Annotated in this window: 16 protein-coding genes; 5 read left to right on the top strand and 11 right to left on the bottom strand. The window is 53.0% G+C overall.

Annotated elements, in window-relative coordinates:
- Nucleotides 1-173: 173 nt before the first annotated feature.
- From fba to rpoE, 4 genes are all read right to left on the bottom strand, one after another.
- Nucleotides 174-1,028, bottom strand: coding sequence for a class II fructose-1,6-bisphosphate aldolase (gene fba / locus PBOR_RS00580; protein WP_042209993.1), 855 nt, complete (start codon nucleotides 1,026-1,028; stop codon nucleotides 174-176).
- Nucleotides 1,029-1,235: 207 nt separating this feature from the next.
- Nucleotides 1,236-1,565, bottom strand: coding sequence for a response regulator (locus PBOR_RS00575; RefSeq protein ID WP_042209992.1), 330 nt, complete (start codon nucleotides 1,563-1,565; stop codon nucleotides 1,236-1,238).
- A gap of 402 nt (nucleotides 1,566-1,967) precedes the next feature.
- On the bottom strand, nucleotides 1,968-3,575 hold the full coding sequence (locus PBOR_RS00570; protein ID WP_042209991.1) for a CTP synthase: 1,608 nt from the start codon (nucleotides 3,573-3,575) through the stop codon (nucleotides 1,968-1,970).
- A gap of 294 nt (nucleotides 3,576-3,869) precedes the next feature.
- A complete protein-coding gene (gene rpoE / locus PBOR_RS00565; protein ID WP_042209990.1) occupies nucleotides 3,870-4,433 on the bottom strand; it encodes a DNA-directed RNA polymerase subunit delta in 564 nt (187 codons plus the stop codon).
- Between the two features lie 418 nt (nucleotides 4,434-4,851).
- Here rpoE and PBOR_RS00560 point away from each other — a divergent pair, with 418 nt between their 5' ends.
- Nucleotides 4,852-6,045 carry a S8 family peptidase gene (locus PBOR_RS00560; RefSeq protein WP_042209989.1) on the top strand — a complete coding sequence of 398 codons (1,194 nt, stop codon included), beginning with the start codon at nucleotides 4,852-4,854 and terminating at the stop codon, nucleotides 6,043-6,045.
- Between the two features lie 91 nt (nucleotides 6,046-6,136).
- Here the strand turns inward: PBOR_RS00560 and argS are convergent, their stop codons facing one another.
- The 6 genes from argS to PBOR_RS00530 form a co-directional block, all read right to left on the bottom strand.
- Nucleotides 6,137-7,822 carry an arginine--tRNA ligase gene (gene argS / locus PBOR_RS00555; protein ID WP_042209988.1) on the bottom strand — a complete coding sequence of 562 codons (1,686 nt, stop codon included), beginning with the start codon at nucleotides 7,820-7,822 and terminating at the stop codon, nucleotides 6,137-6,139.
- Nucleotides 7,819-8,262, bottom strand: coding sequence for a YwiB family protein (locus PBOR_RS00550; RefSeq protein ID WP_042209987.1), 444 nt, complete (start codon nucleotides 8,260-8,262; stop codon nucleotides 7,819-7,821). The genes argS and PBOR_RS00550 overlap by 4 nt, the downstream gene beginning before the upstream one ends.
- A gap of 116 nt (nucleotides 8,263-8,378) precedes the next feature.
- The gene (locus tag PBOR_RS00545) at nucleotides 8,379-9,047 is read right to left on the bottom strand and encodes a hypothetical protein (RefSeq protein WP_042209986.1); all 669 of its coding nucleotides are present in this window, start codon (nucleotides 9,045-9,047) and stop codon (nucleotides 8,379-8,381) included.
- A gap of 48 nt (nucleotides 9,048-9,095) precedes the next feature.
- A complete protein-coding gene (locus tag PBOR_RS00540; protein WP_042209984.1) occupies nucleotides 9,096-9,764 on the bottom strand; it encodes a GNAT family N-acetyltransferase in 669 nt (222 codons plus the stop codon).
- 15 nt (nucleotides 9,765-9,779) lie between these two features.
- Nucleotides 9,780-10,637: a carbon-nitrogen hydrolase family protein gene (locus tag PBOR_RS00535; RefSeq protein ID WP_042209983.1), complete on the bottom strand. Its 858-nt coding sequence runs from the start codon at nucleotides 10,635-10,637 to the stop codon at nucleotides 9,780-9,782.
- A 223-nt stretch (nucleotides 10,638-10,860) separates the two neighbouring features.
- Nucleotides 10,861-12,042, bottom strand: coding sequence for a YCF48-related protein (locus PBOR_RS00530; RefSeq protein ID WP_042209981.1), 1,182 nt, complete (start codon nucleotides 12,040-12,042; stop codon nucleotides 10,861-10,863).
- A gap of 257 nt (nucleotides 12,043-12,299) precedes the next feature.
- Between PBOR_RS00530 and PBOR_RS00525 the strand changes: the two genes are divergently transcribed.
- From PBOR_RS00525 to PBOR_RS00515, 3 genes are all read left to right on the top strand, one after another.
- Entirely contained in the window at nucleotides 12,300-14,372 is a 2,073-nt protein-coding gene (locus tag PBOR_RS00525) for a transglycosylase domain-containing protein (protein WP_042209979.1), read from the top strand.
- 99 nt (nucleotides 14,373-14,471) lie between these two features.
- Nucleotides 14,472-15,152, top strand: coding sequence for a DNA-3-methyladenine glycosylase (locus PBOR_RS00520; RefSeq protein WP_425415512.1), 681 nt, complete (start codon nucleotides 14,472-14,474; stop codon nucleotides 15,150-15,152).
- A gap of 271 nt (nucleotides 15,153-15,423) precedes the next feature.
- Nucleotides 15,424-15,903 carry an AbrB/MazE/SpoVT family DNA-binding domain-containing protein gene (locus PBOR_RS00515; protein ID WP_042209977.1) on the top strand — a complete coding sequence of 160 codons (480 nt, stop codon included), beginning with the start codon at nucleotides 15,424-15,426 and terminating at the stop codon, nucleotides 15,901-15,903.
- Between the two features lie 78 nt (nucleotides 15,904-15,981).
- On the opposite strand, the gene PBOR_RS00510 is transcribed toward PBOR_RS00515, so the two are convergent.
- A complete protein-coding gene (locus PBOR_RS00510) occupies nucleotides 15,982-16,488 on the bottom strand; it encodes a YwhD family protein (RefSeq protein WP_042209976.1) in 507 nt (168 codons plus the stop codon).
- Between the two features lie 104 nt (nucleotides 16,489-16,592).
- On the opposite strand from PBOR_RS00510, the gene PBOR_RS00505 reads away from it, so the two are divergent.
- A complete protein-coding gene (locus tag PBOR_RS00505; RefSeq protein ID WP_042209974.1) occupies nucleotides 16,593-18,608 on the top strand; it encodes a M1 family aminopeptidase in 2,016 nt (671 codons plus the stop codon).
- The last annotated feature ends 8 nt before the right edge of the window (nucleotides 18,609-18,616 follow it).

Raw genomic sequence — 18,616 nt, 5'->3', positions numbered from 1 at the left:
TCATTAGAAGAAGAAACGGCTGCGCCGCCCTTGCTTAAGGACGGCACCCGTTTCTGAGGAAATCTGAAATGACTTTACCGGAAAGACACCGGCTGTGCAGCGTACTCTTCTGGTAAAGATATGCAGGCGGGACAGCAATAAATAACCTGTCCCGTTACGCGGCAGAGTTAATATTACGCTTTGTTGCTGGATCCGAATTCACGGATTTTGCCAATAACGGTTTGTTTGATGGCTTCACGGCCTGGAGCGATGAATGTACGCGGATCGTATGCATCCGGTTTAGCAGCCAGAACTTCGCGGACAACTTTAGCAAACGCGATTTGGTTCTCGGTGTTTACGTTGATCTTGGAAGTACCCAGGGAGATGGATTTCTGAATGTCATGTACAGGAATACCAGTACCGCCGTGAAGCACGAGCGGAAGGTTAACTGCATCACGGATTTCTTCCATTTCCTTAAATCCAAGGTTCGGTTCACCCAGGTAAGGACCGTGTACAGAACCCAGAGCCGGAGCCAATGTGTCGATGCCGGTTTCTTTGACGATGCGTACGCATTCGTTAAGGTCAGCGTATTGGATGCCGCCGATAACGTCATCTTCCTGTCCGCCTACAGTACCAACTTCAGCTTCTACAGAAACACCTTTAGCGTGAGCATAATCAACAACCTTCTTGGTCATTTCAATGTTCTCGTCGATTGGGTGGTGGGAGCCGTCGATCATTACGGAAGTAAATCCGGCATCGATTGCATCTTTACATTTGTCAAAGCTTGAACCGTGGTCCAAGTGGATAGCTACAGGAACGGTGATTTTCATGTCATGAATAAGACCTTCAACCATCTTAACTACAGTGTAGAAGCCGCCCATGTGACGAGCTGCGCCTTCGGATACGCCAAGGATTACTGGTGATTTCTCTTCTTCTGCTGCACCAAGAATCGCTTGAGTCCACTCCAGGTTATTGATGTTGAACTGGCCAACTGCATATTTTCCTTCAAGTGCTTTGGTTAACATGTCTGTCATAGATACTAATGGCATGGTTTCAATCCTCCTAAAATGTTTGAGTTGCTTATATAAGCCGACATCACATACAGGCCTATTATAGCACATCCTGTGTCAAATACTAAATAGGATACACAAAAAAAATGTCCCGGTGGGACGATATTCAGCCAGCCCATATTCCTGCGGGACTTTCCCTCTTTAGCGTATCCATAACAGGACTTACCCAAACTGTACATTTCTAAGCTAGCTGCATTGATCTACCGACTTGTTATGCAGATGCATATTAACGGCAACCCGCATCTCATCGATATCAAACGGCTTGGTAAAATGCATCAGAGCTCCCAGCTTCGTCGCTTCCTTGATCATGTCCAGTTCTCCGTAAGCCGTCATCATAATTACTTTAATGGCCGGATTCAGCTCCTTCAAATGCTTGAGAATCTCCAGCCCGTCCATCCCCGGGATCTTCATATCGAGCAGAACCATATCCGGCGATTCATTGCGGACGATATCCAGTGCCAATTTTCCGTTAGCTGCCTGAAAGGTGGCATAACCTTCACTATTAAATACTTCCATGAGGAGAATCCGGATTCCATTCTGATCATCGACAATTAATACTTTCTTTTTTTTCCATACGATACCCTCCCAGAATTTAAGGCAGATTGTCTATACCGCGCTCTCTCACAGCTAACGGCCCCGCTTCAACTTAGTCTATACGAAACCTATTATTCGTGCTTTGTAGCCAAAATCCTGCTAATTGGTTAAAATGCGTAAATCTATGCCATATAAAGGTGTATTTCCAGTTAAAAAGCGGTAGTACAGTCCCCTTGTAATTCTGCAGATATCGTTTATGAGGTCTATCACAAGAGAAATATAGGGATAAGGCATCGCGTAAAACATATAGCTTTCTCTTATTTTCAAAAAAGAGAGCCCCCGTAAGGAGGCTCCCGCAGGCCCTTACAGGCCTGACGATATTAATTACAGCTGTTCGGAATGGGTAAGCGAAGCTTTAACAAATTCACGGAACAGCGGCTGCGGACGGTTCGGACGGGAAGTGAATTCCGGATGGAATTGCACGGACAGGAACCAAGGATGTCCCGGCAGCTCAACAATTTCTACCAAACGGCCGTCAGGAGAGGTTCCGGAGAAGACCAGACCTGCTTTTTCCATCTCATCACGGTAAGCGTTATTGAACTCATACCGGTGACGGTGACGTTCATAGACCAGTTCATCATCATAGCAGGACATCGCAAGTGAACCAGGGGCAAGCTTGCAAGGATACAGTCCGAGGCGCATAGTGCCGCCCATATCCTCAATATCCTTCTGTTCAGGCAAGAGGTCAATCAGCGGATACGCAGTAGCCGGATCGATCTCAGAGCTGTTCGCACCTGTCATTCCGAGCACGGAACGGCCGTACTCTATCACAGACACCTGCATGCCAAGGCAAATCCCGAAGAACGGAATGGACTGCTCACGCGCAAAGCGGATTGCCGATATCTTGCCTTCGATTCCGCGGTCGCCGAAGCCGCCCGGAACCAGAATGCCGCCGATGCCGCCCAGCAGCTCGTCCACATTCTCGTCAGTAACCAGCTCAGCATCTACCCACCGGATTTTAACTTCGGCATTGGAGGCAAATCCCGCATGTGAAAGTGACTCTACAACGCTCAAATAAGCATCATGGAGCGCTACATATTTACCGACAATGGCAATCTCAACGGTACGTTCCAGCTTCTGGATGCGTTCCAGCATGCTCTCCCATTCGCGCATATCCGGCGCAGGTGTAGTCAATTTCAGGTGGTTGACTACAATCTCGTCCAAGCCTTCATCACGCAGGTTCAGCGGAACTTCATACAGTGTTGAAGCGTCGCGGCATTCCACAACGGCACTCGCATCGATATCACAGAACAAGGCAAGCTTGGCCTTCATATCATCGGTCAAAGGATACTCTGTACGGCATACGATCACATTCGGCTGAATTCCGATGCTGCGCAGCTCCTTTACGCTATGCTGTGTCGGCTTCGTCTTCACTTCGCCTGCAGCCTTGATGTAAGGAATCAGGGTAACATGAATGTACATGACATTCTCACGGCCGATATCACTCTTGATCTGACGGATCGCTTCCATAAACGGCAAGCTCTCGATATCTCCCACAGTACCGCCAATCTCGGTAATCACCACATCAGAACCAGTCTCACGGCCGGCACGGAATACCCGTTCCTTGATCTCGTTCGTGATGTGCGGGATAACCTGAACGGTGCCGCCCAAGTATTCCCCGCGGCGCTCTTTGCTGATAACGGAGGAATAAATCTTACCCGTGGTTACGTTGCTGTTCTTCGACAAATTAATATCAATAAACCGTTCATAATGCCCAAGGTCGAGGTCAGTCTCCGCGCCATCATCGGTTACAAACACTTCCCCGTGCTGATAAGGACTCATAGTTCCAGGGTCTACGTTAATGTAAGGATCGAATTTCTGGATCGTTACTTTCAGACCTCTGTTCTTGAGCAGCCTGCCCAGCGAAGCGGCGGTGATGCCTTTGCCAAGGGAAGACACAACGCCACCCGTTACAAAAATATACTTTGTCACTGTAAAACCCTCCTAAATAAAGTCCAGAAATTCAGGGGACGCTTGTTGTTTATCGTAACCCTTTTTTCCATCATCAAACCGGGGAACCCAAAAGTTGCTTCAGAACCGCCAAAATTTAAGACCAGCAAAACCGCAGTTTTTTGGCATCTAAAAAAACAAAAAAGTGACACCCGTAGACCCGGGGCACTTTTTATTTTAGAAAACATATTAACTTTCATTATAAGCCCATGCAATAGTTTACTCTGACGGTCCTGCCCCTGTCAAGGGACGAATTACACCGCCGGAAAGACTATTCTAATATTTATCTTCCTCTTCCTCATCATCGGCTTCGTCTTCTTCGCCGTCTTCGGAATCTTCCTCATCCACTTCGTCTTCGTCAATGTCGTCTTCATCGATGACAACATCTTCGTCAACTTCCTCTTCGCTGTCGTCGTCAGAATAGAGGTCGTCGCGATCTTCATCAATCGCATCGAAATCCTCTTCCTCAGCAGCGTAATTCTCTTCTTCTTCAGCAAAGTCGTCATCTTCCAAGTCGTCGTCCTCATCGTTGATGATACGTACGCGTTTGGTGTTGCCGACAGGGTCATCGGAGCGTTCCAGCGGGTACCAGCGTTTCAGGCCCCAAAGGTTGGTTCCGACACAGGCAAAACGCCCGTCAATGTTAATCTCGGTATATAACTGGGCAATAGTATCTTGGCTCTCTTGATCGGTCATACCACGCAGCTTGGCAACCTCAACCATCAGATCACGGTAGTAGTAAGGCGTATTGGCTGCCTTAAGCACCAGGAAAGCCAGGTCGACCATCGGCATTTCTTTAACTTTCTCAGGGTCCAGCTTTAAATTGAGTGGCGTACTCACTAAAGGACACTTCCTCTCACGCATTGTTCACATTAAATCATGCTTAATTCATGATATCCATTAACAAACCTAAGTAAAACCTATTTGCGGGCAAATTGCAAGTCTAATACAACCGCTTCTGCGGGAAACCGTAGACCCAGTGATCATCCGGAACCTCTATGTAACCCAAAAGGCTGATTCTAAATTAAAAAGGCGGAGGGAAACCCTCCGCGCATGACTGTATCCACGCCAAGGATCGGCTCCTTACGGGATGTTGCAAAGGGGCCTCGCGGTTCCCTTCTGTTCATTTTATGTAATCCCCCGCCTTTTGACACGATGGGCAGCCCATTTCGCTAAAAAAGGGCAAGTTCCCATTCGGACGTCTGCCTCTTTTCATACTATATGGCAGCACGGCACCGAGGAGGGGACGGCGTAACTTATGGATTATTACGGATTTTGGCAGATGCTGCTTGAAGAGATTAAGGCTGCCCCTACAAATGCCCAGCGGCGTATTGTAACCTTCAACGATCCCCGCATGTATGCCGGAGCGCTATCACAGTGGAAATCACTTAAGACTAAAACGCCGGGGCTGCGGCAGGTTCAGGTATCTACGCTGATCCGGGCCTTCTTCGTGCCTGCCGCCGGAGCAGGAAAGCTGATGGACCGTTATGCCGATTCCCTATGTATAGAAGAAGATCACCGGATTCAGGTTCACTCCGTGTCACCGGATAAGAGCGGTTCTGCCATGTTGCCCTGGGGGGTCAAGGCGATTCATGCCCCGCAGGCCTGGTCCAAATCCACAGGGGTCCACGTGAAGATCGGCGTCATCGATACAGGCGTGGACTTCCGCCATCCCGATCTGAAGCATTCGCTCGCTTCCGGGGTCAATCTGCTGAACCGCGGCATGATGCCGCTGGATGACAACGGCCACGGCACACATATTGCCGGCACACTGGCTGCAGCCGGAGGGACGCGCGGCATGATGGGCGTAGCCCCCCGGGCGCTGATCTATCCGGTTAAGGCTTTTGACCACAGCGGCTCCGCCTATGTGTCCGATATAGTTCTTGGCATCGATTGGTGCGTGCAGAACAAGATCGATATCATTAATATGAGCTTCGGGATGAAGACCCGGAGCAAAGCTCTGCATGATGTGGTGATCAAGGCCTACCGGGCCGGGATCGCCATCATCGCCTCCAGCGGCAACGACGGCAAGCGCGGCGGGGATTACCCCGCGCGCTATCCGGAGACTATTGCCGTAGGCGCCCTGGACAGAAGGCAGCGCGTTGCTGCCTTCAGCAACCGCGGACCGTACATCGACGTGTACGGTCCGGGCGAGGGCATCCCCTCCTGCTGGCTGCGGGAGGGGTATAAAGAAATGAGCGGCACCTCTATGGCGACATCGCATGTCACCGGTGCCGCGGCCCTGCTGCTCGCGCTGCGGCCGGGGCTGTCGCCGCGCGAGCTGAAGCTGCTCTTGCGCCGCACAGCTTCGCCGGTGCGGCTGCGTAAGGGCCAGCGCCGCGCCTCGCTGGGCGGCGGCGCGGCCGATGCGCTGCGCCTGCTGCGCGCAGGCGCCCGGGCACGGCGCAGCGGCGGCGGCGGAACCGCCAAAGCTGCTGCTGCGAAGGCTTAGGTGCGGCGGTGATGCCGCGCCTCAGCCAGCAAGCCTATGCTAAAAAGCGCCACCCCTGTTAACGGGGGCGGCGCTTGGCGTGATGCTATAGTTACATCCGGTCCGGTGCGGTAACACCAACCAGACGCAAGACGTTGGCGATCGTCGTCCGCGCTGCGCCCAGCAGGGCAAGACGGGCTACGGTCTGAGCCGCGTCCTCGGTGATTACGCGCTCTGCCTTGTAGTAACTGTGGAACAGCGAAGCCAGATCATACACGTAACGGACCAGACGGTGCGGTGCATAACCTTCGGCGGCAATCGTAATTTCCGCCGGCAGCTCACCGATTTTGCGGAGCAGGTCGTATTCATGAACAGCGGTCAGCTTGCTGTAATCAATGTCGGCATAATCCGGCAGCACGATGCCCTGCTCTTCCGCCTGGCGGAAAATGCTGCAAATGCGTGCATGTGCGTACTGGACATAGAATACCGGGTTCTCATTAGATGTCGAAATCGCCAGATCCATGTCAAAGTCCAGATGCGAATCCATACTGCGCATCGTGAAGAAGTAACGGATGGCGTCGAGGCCGACTTCTTCCATCAGGTCTTCCATCGTAACGGCCTTGCCGGTACGCTTGGACATCTTGACCTTCTCGCCATTCTGGAACAGGCTGACCATTTGGGCAATCAGCACGACCAGCTTCTCGGGATCATTGCCGAGCGCCGACATGGCAGCCTTCATCCGCGGGATGTAGCCGTGGTGGTCAGCTCCCCAGATGTTGATCATTTTGTCGTAGCCGCGACCGTATTTGTCACTATGGTAGGCAATATCCGGTGTGAGGTACGTGTATGTACCGTCATTCTTAATCAGCACGCGGTCTTTGTCGTCACCGTATTTGGTGGTCTGCAGCCAGGTGGCGCCTTCCTCTTCATACACTTCACCGCGTTCCCGGAGCTCGTCAAGCGAACGCAGCACTTCGCCGTTCTCGTACAGGGAGGTTTCGCTGAACCAGATATCGAAGTTGACCCGGAAACGGCTGAGGTCGCGTTTGATTTTGTCCAGCTCCTTGGCTAGGCCGTAGGTGCGGAAGAATGCCGCCCGGTCACCGGGAGTCATTGCCAGCAGGGAGTCACCCTTCTCAGCGACAAGCTCCTTGGCGAAGCCTTTGATATCTTCGCCGTGATAGCCGTCCTCAGGCATCTCGGCCGGCTGGCCCAGCTCCTGCAGGTAACGGGTCTCAATCGATTTGCACAGATTGGCGACCTGGTTACCGGCATCGTTGATGTAGTACTCACGCGTCACCTTGTAACCCGCGTAATCCAGCACGTTACAGAGCGCATCGCCGACAGCAGCTCCGCGGGCATGGCCCAAATGCAGGCTGCCTGTAGGATTGGCGCTGACAAATTCCACTTCCACCTTCTGCCCTTTACCGATCTCTACGCGGCCATAATCGTCACCCTGCTCGGCAACGAGCGCAATGACAGGATACAGATAGCTTTTGGACAGCGTGAAGTTGATGAAGCCCGGGCCGGCAATTTCCGCCTTCTCGATAGAAGCGCGGCCGGTATCCAGATGCTCAATAATCGCTTCAGCAATTTGTCGGGGATTGCGCTTCGCAATCTTGGTGAGCTGCATAGCGGCATTGGTAGCCATATCTCCATGCGCCTTGTCTTTGGGTACTTCCAGCACGATCGCCGGAAGCTCTTCCCGGGACACCAGGCCGGCGGCTACGATAGCCTCGGCAATGGCCTCTTTCACCCGTTCATTGGCAAGCTGAAGCGGATTTAAACTTTGTGTCATGATTGTGGTTCCTCCTGTATATTCAAACTTATAGCGAACTGTCCTGATAACTCGTCGTAGACGTACAAGTCGTACTCCCATGTAACCGCAAGCTTCTTTCCGTCGCGTTTCATGTCGAGCCTACGGGTATCGGTAATGAGATTAAACTGTGTATAAGGCGAGCGGTAGAACCCCGGCAGACGCTGCCCCGGCTCAAAGGATTGCTCCGACTGAACACCACCATGGCGGATTAGCTTGATTCCGCTGTCCGAAATCTTCAGGGTGTTGCGCACAGAAACCTCACCGCCCTGCGGGCCTGGCTGCGTTTCTTCATAGCGGATATACAGGAATTGCCCTTTCATAATGGCTTCCCCTGCACTTTGCACCACATTCCGCTCACCGCCCTGCACGCTTTCCAGCATTACGCTAACGGCAAATTTGCCTTGCTGTCCTTCAGTCATTACACGTTCCTCGCTTATTCATACTTATATTCAGTAAGGCCATATTCGCTTTCCCATTGTACACTATATCCTGATCCGGAAGAGCAGTTCAATGGCTATTTCACCCGTAAAAATAATTACAGCGGCAGCAGCGCCAGACGGTCTCTGCTTCTAAGCTGCTCCACCATAGAGGTCCACGCCTCCGGCTTATCTTCCAGCACTGCATAATAACGGGTCAGAAAATCAGCAACGAGCGGCGCCCCGACCTCCTCCAGATCTTCATTTCCGGGCATAAAACACAGATCCAGACCGGATACCGCCTCCCCGTCACCCTGCCATGAAGGATGAACATACGGGAAGCCGATCCGCTTATATCCCAGATGCGACAGCACTTCGCGGCGGACAAACGGGTCCATAGGCTTGATTCCCCCGAAGCCGTGCTCTACCCGGTAAGGATCATAAATCTCGGCGAACATGCCGAACAGCTCCCCGCCATTGTCAGCCGCCAGCTTCTGCAGATCCTTCAGCCGGCGCTGCGCCAGAAAGCGCCCCACGCCCAGCCCTTCCCGGCCAATAATGGTGAAATCGGTCATCGCCACATTCCAGTCCGCATAGTACCGGTATTCTGTGGTGCCTACAACTGCACCTTCATGCACAGCGGCGAACACACGAATGCCGGGATCCTCCAAGGGCTCCTTCCATAAGCTGTATTCCAGCACTTCCTCGGGAGGAAAGACTTCGGACAGCAGCTGATGTACTTGTCTGAACAGCGGATCCGCTACATTTGTAATTCTTGTATATTCCATATTAAAGGGTTCGCCTCCATTACCGGTTATAGTTACTTAAAGAAAACCTTATAGAAAAGGGTTCCGCCATTCCATAAGCGCTGCGTAATTACCCGATTCCTCATCTTCCAGATAATCCGCTACAACGCCCACCGGCACCCGCCCGCAGCGCAGCAGAAAAGTAATTACCGGATCAGTCCACGTTCCGGCCACTACTCCGGCCAGGTATTCTTCCGCCGTCATCCGGTCAGCCACCAGGTGATATCCCGGCATCCTGCCGGCTCCCAGGAGCCGCTGCAGCTTCTGCTCCACCACAACATGGTACAACGACTGCACCAGTTCCTTGCCCAGCCCTAGCTTGCGGAATTTAGGACGGACACACAGATCAGCAATGTACAGCGTGTTCCCGTCCGGCTGATGCGTAGTAATGTATCCGTCATCCGTAACTTCCGACCAGGTATGATGAAGTGCGGGTGCCTCCGGATCATAATGGATTCTGAGTCCCGTTACTGAACCGGCAAGCTCTCCGCCCACTTCTACACATAGTGCCCCTTCCGGGAAAAGCGTTACATGATTCAGCAGCTGCTCCCGGTTCCACCATAACTCTGCCGGATATGGCGGAGGAAAGGCTTCGGACTGAATCGTGATCAGTTTTGCGAAATCGGCTTGTGTATAGCTGCGGATCACTGCGGGTACCGGTATTTTACCGTCAAAAGCATAGAAACTCTTATAATACATTCCCTGTCTTCCTCCTTAGGTCCAGTCCGTGTACAGATCCGTCCGGCGGTCACGCCATGTAGTTACAGATCCGTGCTCACGGACCCGGTACAGCAGATCCAGATCCAGATCAGCTGTAATGATCATATCGCCGCCTATTTCACCCTCGGCCAGCAGGCCTTGCGGAGGGAACGGAATATCATTAGGTGTAATGACTGCCGCTTGCCCAAAGTTAGCCCTCATCAGATCAACGGTAGGCAGCGAGCCTACAGTACCCGTCAGCACAACGTAAACTTGATTCTCAATGGCACGGGCATGGCTGGTATATCTCACCCGGTGGAAGCCATGGCGGTCATCTGTACAGGAAGGGCAGAAGATTACATCCGCACCTTTGGCCCGGGCCATGCGCACAATCTCCGGAAATTCGATATCGTAACAGGTGAGCATGGCGATGGTTCCTTTGTCTGTCTGGAAGACCTCCAGCCCTTCACCTGCGCCCATATTCCAGCCTTCTACTTCAGCTGGTGTGATATGAAGCTTGGCCTGCTCGGCAATTCTTCCGTCCGGGTAAAACAGGTGAGCTACATTATAGAGCTTATCGTTCCGGCGCAGCACATGGGTGCCCCCGATAATATGTACAGCATATTTCCTGGCATACCCGGAGAACATCTCCCGGTAACGGTCTGTGAACTGCGGCAGATCCTCTATACCAAGTGCTTCCCCTTCCTCATTACCTATGGACATCAGCTGTGTCGTCAGAAATTCGGGGAACAGGATGAATTCAGCCCCGTACTCTCCGGCGGTCTTTATATAGTGCTCGCACCGGGCGGCAAACTCCCCGAAGGAAGAGATGGTATGCAAATGATATTGTACAGCGGATACGCGAATAGCCATTGCGGCAATCCTCCTATACGTGATATGGCGTGCATTCATAAAGTAACTAAAATTTTACCATAACGGATCATAAAATCACACATGACGGAAATCCCGCCTGCCTCCTGGCCGCAAGTCTATCCGCTCACAAAAGAAGCAGCTCCAGTGTATGGAGCCGCTTCTGTCCATTAATGATGCGCTGATTCCATCCGGCCACAGCATCAGTGCATTATTGCAGCGATGTTCAGCGCTGTGTGTCTTTGAAAGCGAACTTCTGCTTCCAGGTCGCTCCGCCATCCTCTGTAAACAGCAGAACGGAGTGTTCGGGGCCCCGGACAGCCATCCAGCCCCGCTTAGCTTCAGGAAACGAAATCACTCCGTCATATCCCGCAACCGGCGCCAGGTTCTTCCATGACTTGCCGCCGTTATAAGAACGGCCCACCGCAACTTGTTCACCTGCCGGAGAATATCCTAATAAGTATGCGTTGCTGCTGCCTATAAGCTGCATGTTACCCGGCTTCCCGGCAGCCGGCCCCACCGTAAGCTGTGCCGCGCCGCTGCCCGGTGCAGGTCCGCCGCCGGCGGTATCCATGGCGATGACCCGTTTCCAGCTCCCTCCGCTTGTACTGCTGGCGTATAGGGCGTATGACGTCTGGGACATGCCTGTGTCTCCGTACAATAAGGCATAGACCTGGCTCCCCTGAGCATAAATCCGCCCGCCTACCGGATAAGCTGCCGTTGATTTCAAGGAAATCTTCCAGTGCTGCCCCCCGTCGGATGTCTTCATCACCCGATAACCTGTTCCCTGCACGGCTACTACTGCCCAGCCATTATTACGGCTGGTGAACTCCGCACCGCGCGTATTCGCAGGCGTCGGGATCCGGCTCCAGCTCTTTCCGCCGTCTTTGGTGTAATAGGTAGCGCTCTGGCTATAGCCAAATCCGCGTTTGCTGTCCTGAAAGTGAATTCTTTCAAAAGTTACCCCTTTATCCGTCACTCTCTTCCAATGACTGCCCCCGTCTGTTGTAGCAATCAGATAGGTTTCCGGCGCATCTTGAATGGCAGCCAGTGCCCATCCCTTTACATTATCCGGGAAATCAATCTGCCGGAAGTTCCACTGTCCTTCATAGATCTTCTGAAAATGACAGCCCCGGTCCGAAGTACCAATCAAGAACCCATTGCCCGCTGCACGACCTGTATCCGCGGTCAGAAATTGAATATCCGTGAAGCTCAGCGGTACGGCATTAACCCCCGAATGCTCCGCCTGCAGCTTCTGCAGCAATCCATGATCTCCGCTTCCGCATGCCGGTGCAGCTGCTCCGGCGGCAACAGACGTCGCTCCCTGCATGCCCAGTCCTGTAACGGTCAGCATTGCCGCCGACAGGATCACGACAGCCGTGCGCTTTATTGTTGCAGTCCAACTCATAATGACACCTCCAGATGTAGTTGTAGCTCTGAGATTTACACTACTCTGTTATACTGCCCCGGCCGCTGTAAACTCTACCCCGGGATGGTCACAAAAAGAAGACAAATTATTTACCGTTGTCCTATCATCCTCTCTGCAACATGAATATCTCCTCTCTTCCTTCCCCATAATGAAGAATATAAGCAGAGGCGGCTTGCTTTGCTGTCCTTTCAGGGGCAGTCCGCCGTTTCTGCATGAAATAGAAGGAGCCTGATGTTATGCCGCGCGATTCTGCTGCACCCAAAGTCCCGAAGCGCCGCCTCCGCCGGCTCTTCCGCCTGCTGGTCTTCTCCGCCCTCCTGTTCCTGGTAGGGGCCGGAGTTCTGCTTGGGCTTTTATATCAGAAACCTCTCCCTCCGCTCGGGGATGATATCCGCTCCAGGCTGCTTGATTCCAGGGGCAATGTACTGACTACCTTCACTACTGACGGACGCAGCCGTGACCCTGTGGAACTTAATCAAATCTCTCCGCTGCTTATCAAGGCCACTCTGGCTGTAGAGGATCGCAAATTCTATAGTCATACCGGATTTGATCTCAAGGGGATGGGCAGAGCTGTGCTCGCCAACCTGGAGGCAGGAGGACGTACTCAAGGGGCCAGTACACTGACCCAGCAGCTTGCGCGGAATTTGTACCTGACCCATGAGAAAACATGGACCCGCAAGAGTAAAGAGGCTCTCTACACCCTCCAGCTGGAGATGAAATACAGCAAAGACGAGATCCTGAACATGTATCTAAATGAAATCTACTATGGTCACGGTGCCTATGGTATTGAGGCCGCTGCCCAAATGTATTTCGGCAAACCGGCCGCTGACCTGGATCTGGCGGAGAGCGCCCTGCTGGCCGGAGTTCCCAAAGGCCCTACCTATTACTCGCCTTACACCCACCTGGACAGTGCTGTTAAGCGGCAGGGTATCATACTGGAAGCCATGGTCGATGTGGGGGATATTACGGAATCGCAGGCGGAGGCGGCTGCCCGGGAGAAGCTGAACCTCAAACCGCAGGGCCAGAAGGATACTACTGTAGCTGCACCCTATTTCCGCGATTATGTGCGCAGCCTTGTTATAGACAGTCTGCACATCAGCAGCGACGAGCTGGATCAGGGCGGGCTGAATGTCTACACGACCCTTGATCCGGATATGCAGCAGGCTGCGGAAGAGGCCGTGGATCAGGGAATGGACCATAGCAGCGAGCTGGAAACCGCCCTGGTGTCCATTGACCCCCGTACCGGCTATGTGAAGGCCATGGTTGGAGGGACCAATTACCGTTCGAGCGCGTTTAATCATGCCCTGGCCACAACACGCCAGCCTGGTTCTTCCTTTAAACCGATTATGTATTTATCCGCGCTGTCTTCCAAGGAGATGACCGGGTTGTCTGTCTTCAACAGCCAGCCGACAATGTTCCACTATGACAACAACCGCAAAACCTATCAGCCCCGCAACTTCGGCGATAAGTATCTCGGCGAGATCAACATGAAGCAGGCGATTGCCGCTTCCGATAATATTTATGCCGTAAATACAATTATGAAGATTGGCGCGGATAAGGTGGCCGCTATGGCCGTCGCTATGGGAATCAACAGCCCGCTGCAAAGCGTCCCCTCTCTGGCACTCGGCACTTCCCCTGTCAGTCCGCTGGAGATGGCTTCCGCCTTCGCGGTTATCGGCAATGGCGGAGTGAAGCAGCCTGTTACCGCAATTCTGAAAATTACAGATGCGGGCGGACATCTTCTATATGAAGCTCCGCAGCTTCAAGGGCAGTTTGTGGTGGAACCGGCAGCAGCATATGTGCTGACCCGGCTGATGGAAGGCGTCTTCGAGAGCGGAGGAACGGGTAACCGTGTGGCCTCGATGATCAAACGCCCGGTTGCCGGCAAAACAGGCACTACCGACACAGACGGCTGGATGGTGGGCTTCACTCCTGAGCTCTCCACTGCGGTCTGGGTGGGTTATGACAAGGGAAGGGACATTGCCACCGCCGATGGAAGACGTGCAGCGCCTATCTTTGCGCAATTCACGGAAAAAGCACTGGAGAATGTACCGCCGAAGATTTTCCCCATTCCCGATGGCGTGGTCAGCGTATATATCAATCCGCAGTCCGGCAAGCTGGCTACAGCAGCCTGTCCGGAGAAAGAGCTTACGACCTTCATCAGCGGCACGGAGCCTACTGAGTACTGCGACCAGCATGCGGCCGGTGACTCCGATTCTACCCCGGATGGCAGCAACCCGGGGATTGCCGGGCCTGCCAAGGAGGACCATTCGCTATGGAATGACATCAAACGCTGGTGGATGAACTGATCCGGCATTGCTGCCGCCGGAGACTTGCGTTACGATGGGATGAGCCCGGCAAGGCGCTCTCTTAAGCGTTAATTCGCCGCAGGAAGGTGTCATCCATTCATGAAGCTGAATTCTTCAGGCGTCCCGGACCATTCCGCCCCGCAGCGGATGCTGCAGCCTGGACTCTATGCGCTTGCAGCAGTAGAAGCAGCACCGCGCCTCCTGGGCCAGCATCTCGTCCGGCGCACCGAAGACGGTGATATCCGCTGCCGTATTGTGGAGACTGAAGGCTACGGCGGCGCTGAAGACAAAGGGAGCCATGCCTACGGAGGGCGGCGGACTGCCCGCACGGAAGCGATGTTCAGCGCCGGAGGCGCCGCGTATGTATACCTGATCTACGGGATGTACCATTGCCTCAATGTGGTTACCGCCGCAGAAGACGAACCGCATGCGGTCCTGATCCGTGCAGTGGAGCCGCTTACCGCCAGGGACGCGGAGCTTATGGCTGCATACAGGGGAATTGCTGCCAGGAAGCCTTCAGATCTGTCCGGCGGCCCGGGTAAGCTGTGCCGGGCACTGAGGATAGATAAAAGCCTCAATATGGCCAGATTCGATCTCCATGGAGGGCCAATATGGCTGGAGCAAGGCGAAGCCCCGGCGTCTCTGGATATCGTCCAGGCTCCGCGCATCAATATTCCCTATGCCGAAGAATACGCGCTGAAGCCTTGGCGTTTCTATATCCGGGGCAATCCCTATGTCTCGGTCAGCAGCACGGATGCGCAGCCGCTCATCCTCACCTGAAGATAGTTTCACTCCGCTGTTTCGGCTGCGCTAATTTGGGTAAAAAATAGAGAACCCTAATAAACCTCTCCCCTGGGACTTCCCAAAGGGAGAGGTTTTATATGTTTTTCTGCCCCGGTTCTCCTGCTACGCCGTAAAACGGGACATTTCCCGCATAAGTGACAAGAAACAACATAAATTGAATGCGCTTTCCCCGTTCTCTAAACTTACAATTACTGCTATAATCAAAGATATCCACAAAAAATATAAAGATGTAAATGAGGGACATGGGATGAAAGATACAGGCATGATCCGGAGTTTAGACAGTCTTGGTAGAATTGTGGTTCCCGTAGAAATCCGCATGACACGAAATATTGACATTGGGGATCCCATCGAGTTTTTTATTCTGAATGAGGAAATTATCGTCCTCAGAAAGTACACCTCCACTGAATGCACATTCTGCAGAAGTCTTGACCATGTAACCTACTATAAAGATCAATTCATTTGTAATACCTGCCTCAAGGAGCTGAGTGACCCCGGACGCGGAACTGAAGAGATCTCTGTCGCTCCAGACTCAAGCGAGGAGAATGCCGAGCCTGTCCGCAGTGGACGGAGAACGAAGACGGAAGAAATGAGCCAGCGGCTGGAGAAAGCGATGGAGGATCACCCCTATGCCAATCAGAAGGAGCTTGCCGAGGTGCTCGGAATCAGCCAGGCCAGAGTAAGCCAGCTGAAGCGCAAGCTAAGTACTTCCGGCAGAGCGACACCCTAGCAGCGTATATCACATCATACATAAGGCTTGGCCCTCTACCATCAGAGAGCCAAGCCTTGTTTTTGGGTTATGCCGTCCCTACTCCGACAATGCCGCTTTCAGCTCTTCAGGCGAAGCGGCCCACCACTCTTCATTATGGGCGATCAGAAGTGACTTCAGCGCGGCACGCTCTGTAGAACCAAGTCCCTCCAGAATAATCTTCCGCTTCAGGGCAGCATCCAGCTTATTAACATGATCCGCGAGAATCTTCCAGCCCCGGCGGGCTTCGGAATCGATCCACATCTCACAGGCGGTAATTCCGCCATAGAACTGGCCCTCCGGTGTACGATCCACAGCGACCCAGACGACCCAGACCTGTCTTCCTTCCGGAACATCCTCACGGTTCACGGAGAACTTAATCCCCTTCTCCACTTTGCTCTTGGCATGCATGGCACCGATATCGATAACGGCGATACCCTGATCAATGATGACAGGCGAAACATTACCCAGATCAATGGAGCCTGCACCGAAGCCTTTATGCTTACTCTTGGCATTTACAATATTCAAGGCAATCTGCTTTTTGCCCTCCGGTTGTACGTTATCCACAAGTGCACATCCTTTCTATTCACTAATTATTTAATTTTAGCTAATAATGCGCCGATTGCAAACATATACATCCCGTAGATGCTTGTCACGGGAGGAATCACAGTATGAAGCCACATTCATTAAGGTATACCCTCATCTTCGCAGCCCTGGCTGTTCTCACCTTGCTTGGAGGCGGAATATGGTTTCTTTCAGGGCATAGCCCTGCCGTATGGACTGCCTATGCCCCAAAAGAGGCCAAGTCCCCCGCCGATCTGCCGCAGCAGCAGATCGTGCAATCTGCCCTTCCGGAGATCACTCCTCCTCCAGTATCAGAGGCTTTAAGCCAGCGTGTGGTGGAATATCACATGGATGTGCAGCTGCTGGCCGATACGGAAACCTTAACCGCTTCCGAAACGATGACCTGGACCCATCCGGGCAAGAAGCCGGTCCAAGAGCTCTATTTTCACCTTTACCCTAATGCCTTCGCTTCCGGCAATACAACCTTCATGAAGGAATCCGGAGGAACTCTACGCGGCGACTCCATGCCTGCGGGCGGGTATGGCAGCCTGACACTTACGGATCTGCGGACCTCCGAGGGCGTTTCGCTAATGCAGCGTACCCAGTATGTGCAGCCTGACGATGGCAATACGAATGACAAGACACTGCTTAAAGTCCACCTGCCCCAGCCGGTAAACGGCGGTGAGAGCGTAACACTCAAGCTCCAGTTTGAGGTCAAGCTGCCGAAAATATTTGCCCGTATGGGAACCGCCGATAACTTCGTTATGGCCGGCCAGTGGTTTCCCAAGCTCAGCGTCTATGAGCCTGCAGGTACAAGGGGAGTGAAGGAAGAAGGCTGGAACCTGCATCAGTACCATGGCACATCTGAATTCTACAGCGACTTCGGTATTTACAATGTAACCATTTCCGTCCCTTCCGATTACAAGGTTGCCGCCACCGGATTTCCGGTGAAGAACGCCCGGCTGGTGCAGGACCGCAAGATCTATCAGTTCTACGCTGATGATGTTCATGACTTCGCTTGGGCGGCCTCGCCGGATTTCGTGGTTGCCGAGAAGGCCTTCTCTGCGCCGCAGGTACCCGGGGTAAAGATTAAGCTCTATCTGGACCCGCTGCATAAGGATCTTCAGGAGCGCTATTTCCAGGCCGCAGAGGCTGCCCTAACCGCCTTCAGCAAATGGTACGGCCCGTATCCTTACTCCACGTTATCCATTGTAGTCCCGCCTGAGTCCGGCAACGGTGCCGGAGGGATGGAATATCCGACACTGATCACCGCCTTCGGTGCTGCCGAGGCAACGCCCAGCACTTCGCTTGAGCGCACCGTGATCCATGAAATCGGACATCAGTATTTCTATGGCATGGTTGCCAGCAATGAATTCGAGGAAGCATGGCTGGACGAAAGCTTCACTTCATATGCCGAAGACCGGCTGATGGAGCAGGAATACGGCGTAGCAACAAGCCTCCCGCTGCAGTCCAGCCTGGTCTCTTCCTCACAGCCGCTCAACCTGGAAACCTGGAAATACAGCGGCGATGATGCCTACACGCGGAATGTGTATATCCGGGGCAAGCTGGTGCTCCGTGACATCGAACGGTTAGCAGGAACCAAGAACATGGATGCCATCCTCGCCGCCTATGTCCGTAAGTACCGCTTCAAGCATCCCTCTACCGCTGACTTTCAGAAGATTGTGGAGAAAGTAACCAAGCAATCCTGGCAGACCTATTTTGACCAATATGTCTACAGCGGCGGTGCCCCAGATTTTGCAGTGGACGATATCCGTCTTACGGCCAAACGGGGCAGCGGTGACGGAGCGGGAATTCAATATGATGCTGTAGTTAAGGTAAGCAACCAAGGCAGCCATTATGGCGATGTCCCTGTAAAATTCACATTCTCGGACGGGTATACTGTGCAGCAATACTGGAATGGCGAGGGAAAAACAACATCTTTTGAATTATCCTATAAAGCGCCTCTGGTCTCCGCCGAGATTGATCCGGAGCATTCCATACTGCTGGAGAGCAAGCATCTCAATAATTTCAGAATGGCGGAGCTTGAGCACAGTACTCTCTCCCGCTGGACGCTTAGCGCGACAACTCTGCTTGAAACCCTGCTCGGAACTCTTGTCTGGTGAGGTGAAGG

This window comes from Paenibacillus borealis, from assembly GCF_000758665.1.
GTDB classification, from domain to species: domain Bacteria; phylum Bacillota; class Bacilli; order Paenibacillales; family Paenibacillaceae; genus Paenibacillus_AQ; species Paenibacillus_AQ borealis.
The sequence above is the reverse complement of the archived record's forward strand: the minus strand, read 5'-3'. Positions and strand labels throughout refer to the sequence as shown.

What these genes read in the sequence shown, in the direction of transcription:
- fba (WP_042209993.1), bottom strand. Translation starts at nt 1,028, where the DNA reads ATGCCATTAGTATCTATGACAGACATGTTAACCAAAGCACTTGAAGGA.
- PBOR_RS00575 (WP_042209992.1), bottom strand. Translation starts at nt 1,565, where the DNA reads ATGGAAGTATTTAATAGTGAAGGTTATGCCACCTTTCAGGCAGCTAAC.
- PBOR_RS00560 (WP_042209989.1), top strand. Translation starts at nt 4,852, where the DNA reads ATGGATTATTACGGATTTTGGCAGATGCTGCTTGAAGAGATTAAGGCT.
- argS (WP_042209988.1), bottom strand. Translation starts at nt 7,822, where the DNA reads ATGACACAAAGTTTAAATCCGCTTCAGCTTGCCAATGAACGGGTGAAA.
- PBOR_RS00550 (WP_042209987.1), bottom strand. Translation starts at nt 8,262, where the DNA reads ATGACTGAAGGACAGCAAGGCAAATTTGCCGTTAGCGTAATGCTGGAA.
- PBOR_RS00545 (WP_042209986.1), bottom strand. Translation starts at nt 9,047, where the DNA reads ATGGAATATACAAGAATTACAAATGTAGCGGATCCGCTGTTCAGACAA.
- PBOR_RS00540 (WP_042209984.1), bottom strand. Translation starts at nt 9,764, where the DNA reads ATGTATTATAAGAGTTTCTATGCTTTTGACGGTAAAATACCGGTACCC.
- PBOR_RS00535 (WP_042209983.1), bottom strand. Translation starts at nt 10,637, where the DNA reads ATGGCTATTCGCGTATCCGCTGTACAATATCATTTGCATACCATCTCT.
- PBOR_RS00530 (WP_042209981.1), bottom strand. Translation starts at nt 12,042, where the DNA reads ATGAGTTGGACTGCAACAATAAAGCGCACGGCTGTCGTGATCCTGTCG.
- PBOR_RS00525 (WP_042209979.1), top strand. Translation starts at nt 12,300, where the DNA reads ATGCCGCGCGATTCTGCTGCACCCAAAGTCCCGAAGCGCCGCCTCCGC.
- PBOR_RS00520 (WP_425415512.1), top strand. Translation starts at nt 14,472, where the DNA reads ATGAAGCTGAATTCTTCAGGCGTCCCGGACCATTCCGCCCCGCAGCGG.
- PBOR_RS00515 (WP_042209977.1), top strand. Translation starts at nt 15,424, where the DNA reads ATGAAAGATACAGGCATGATCCGGAGTTTAGACAGTCTTGGTAGAATT.
- PBOR_RS00505 (WP_042209974.1), top strand. Translation starts at nt 16,593, where the DNA reads ATGAAGCCACATTCATTAAGGTATACCCTCATCTTCGCAGCCCTGGCT.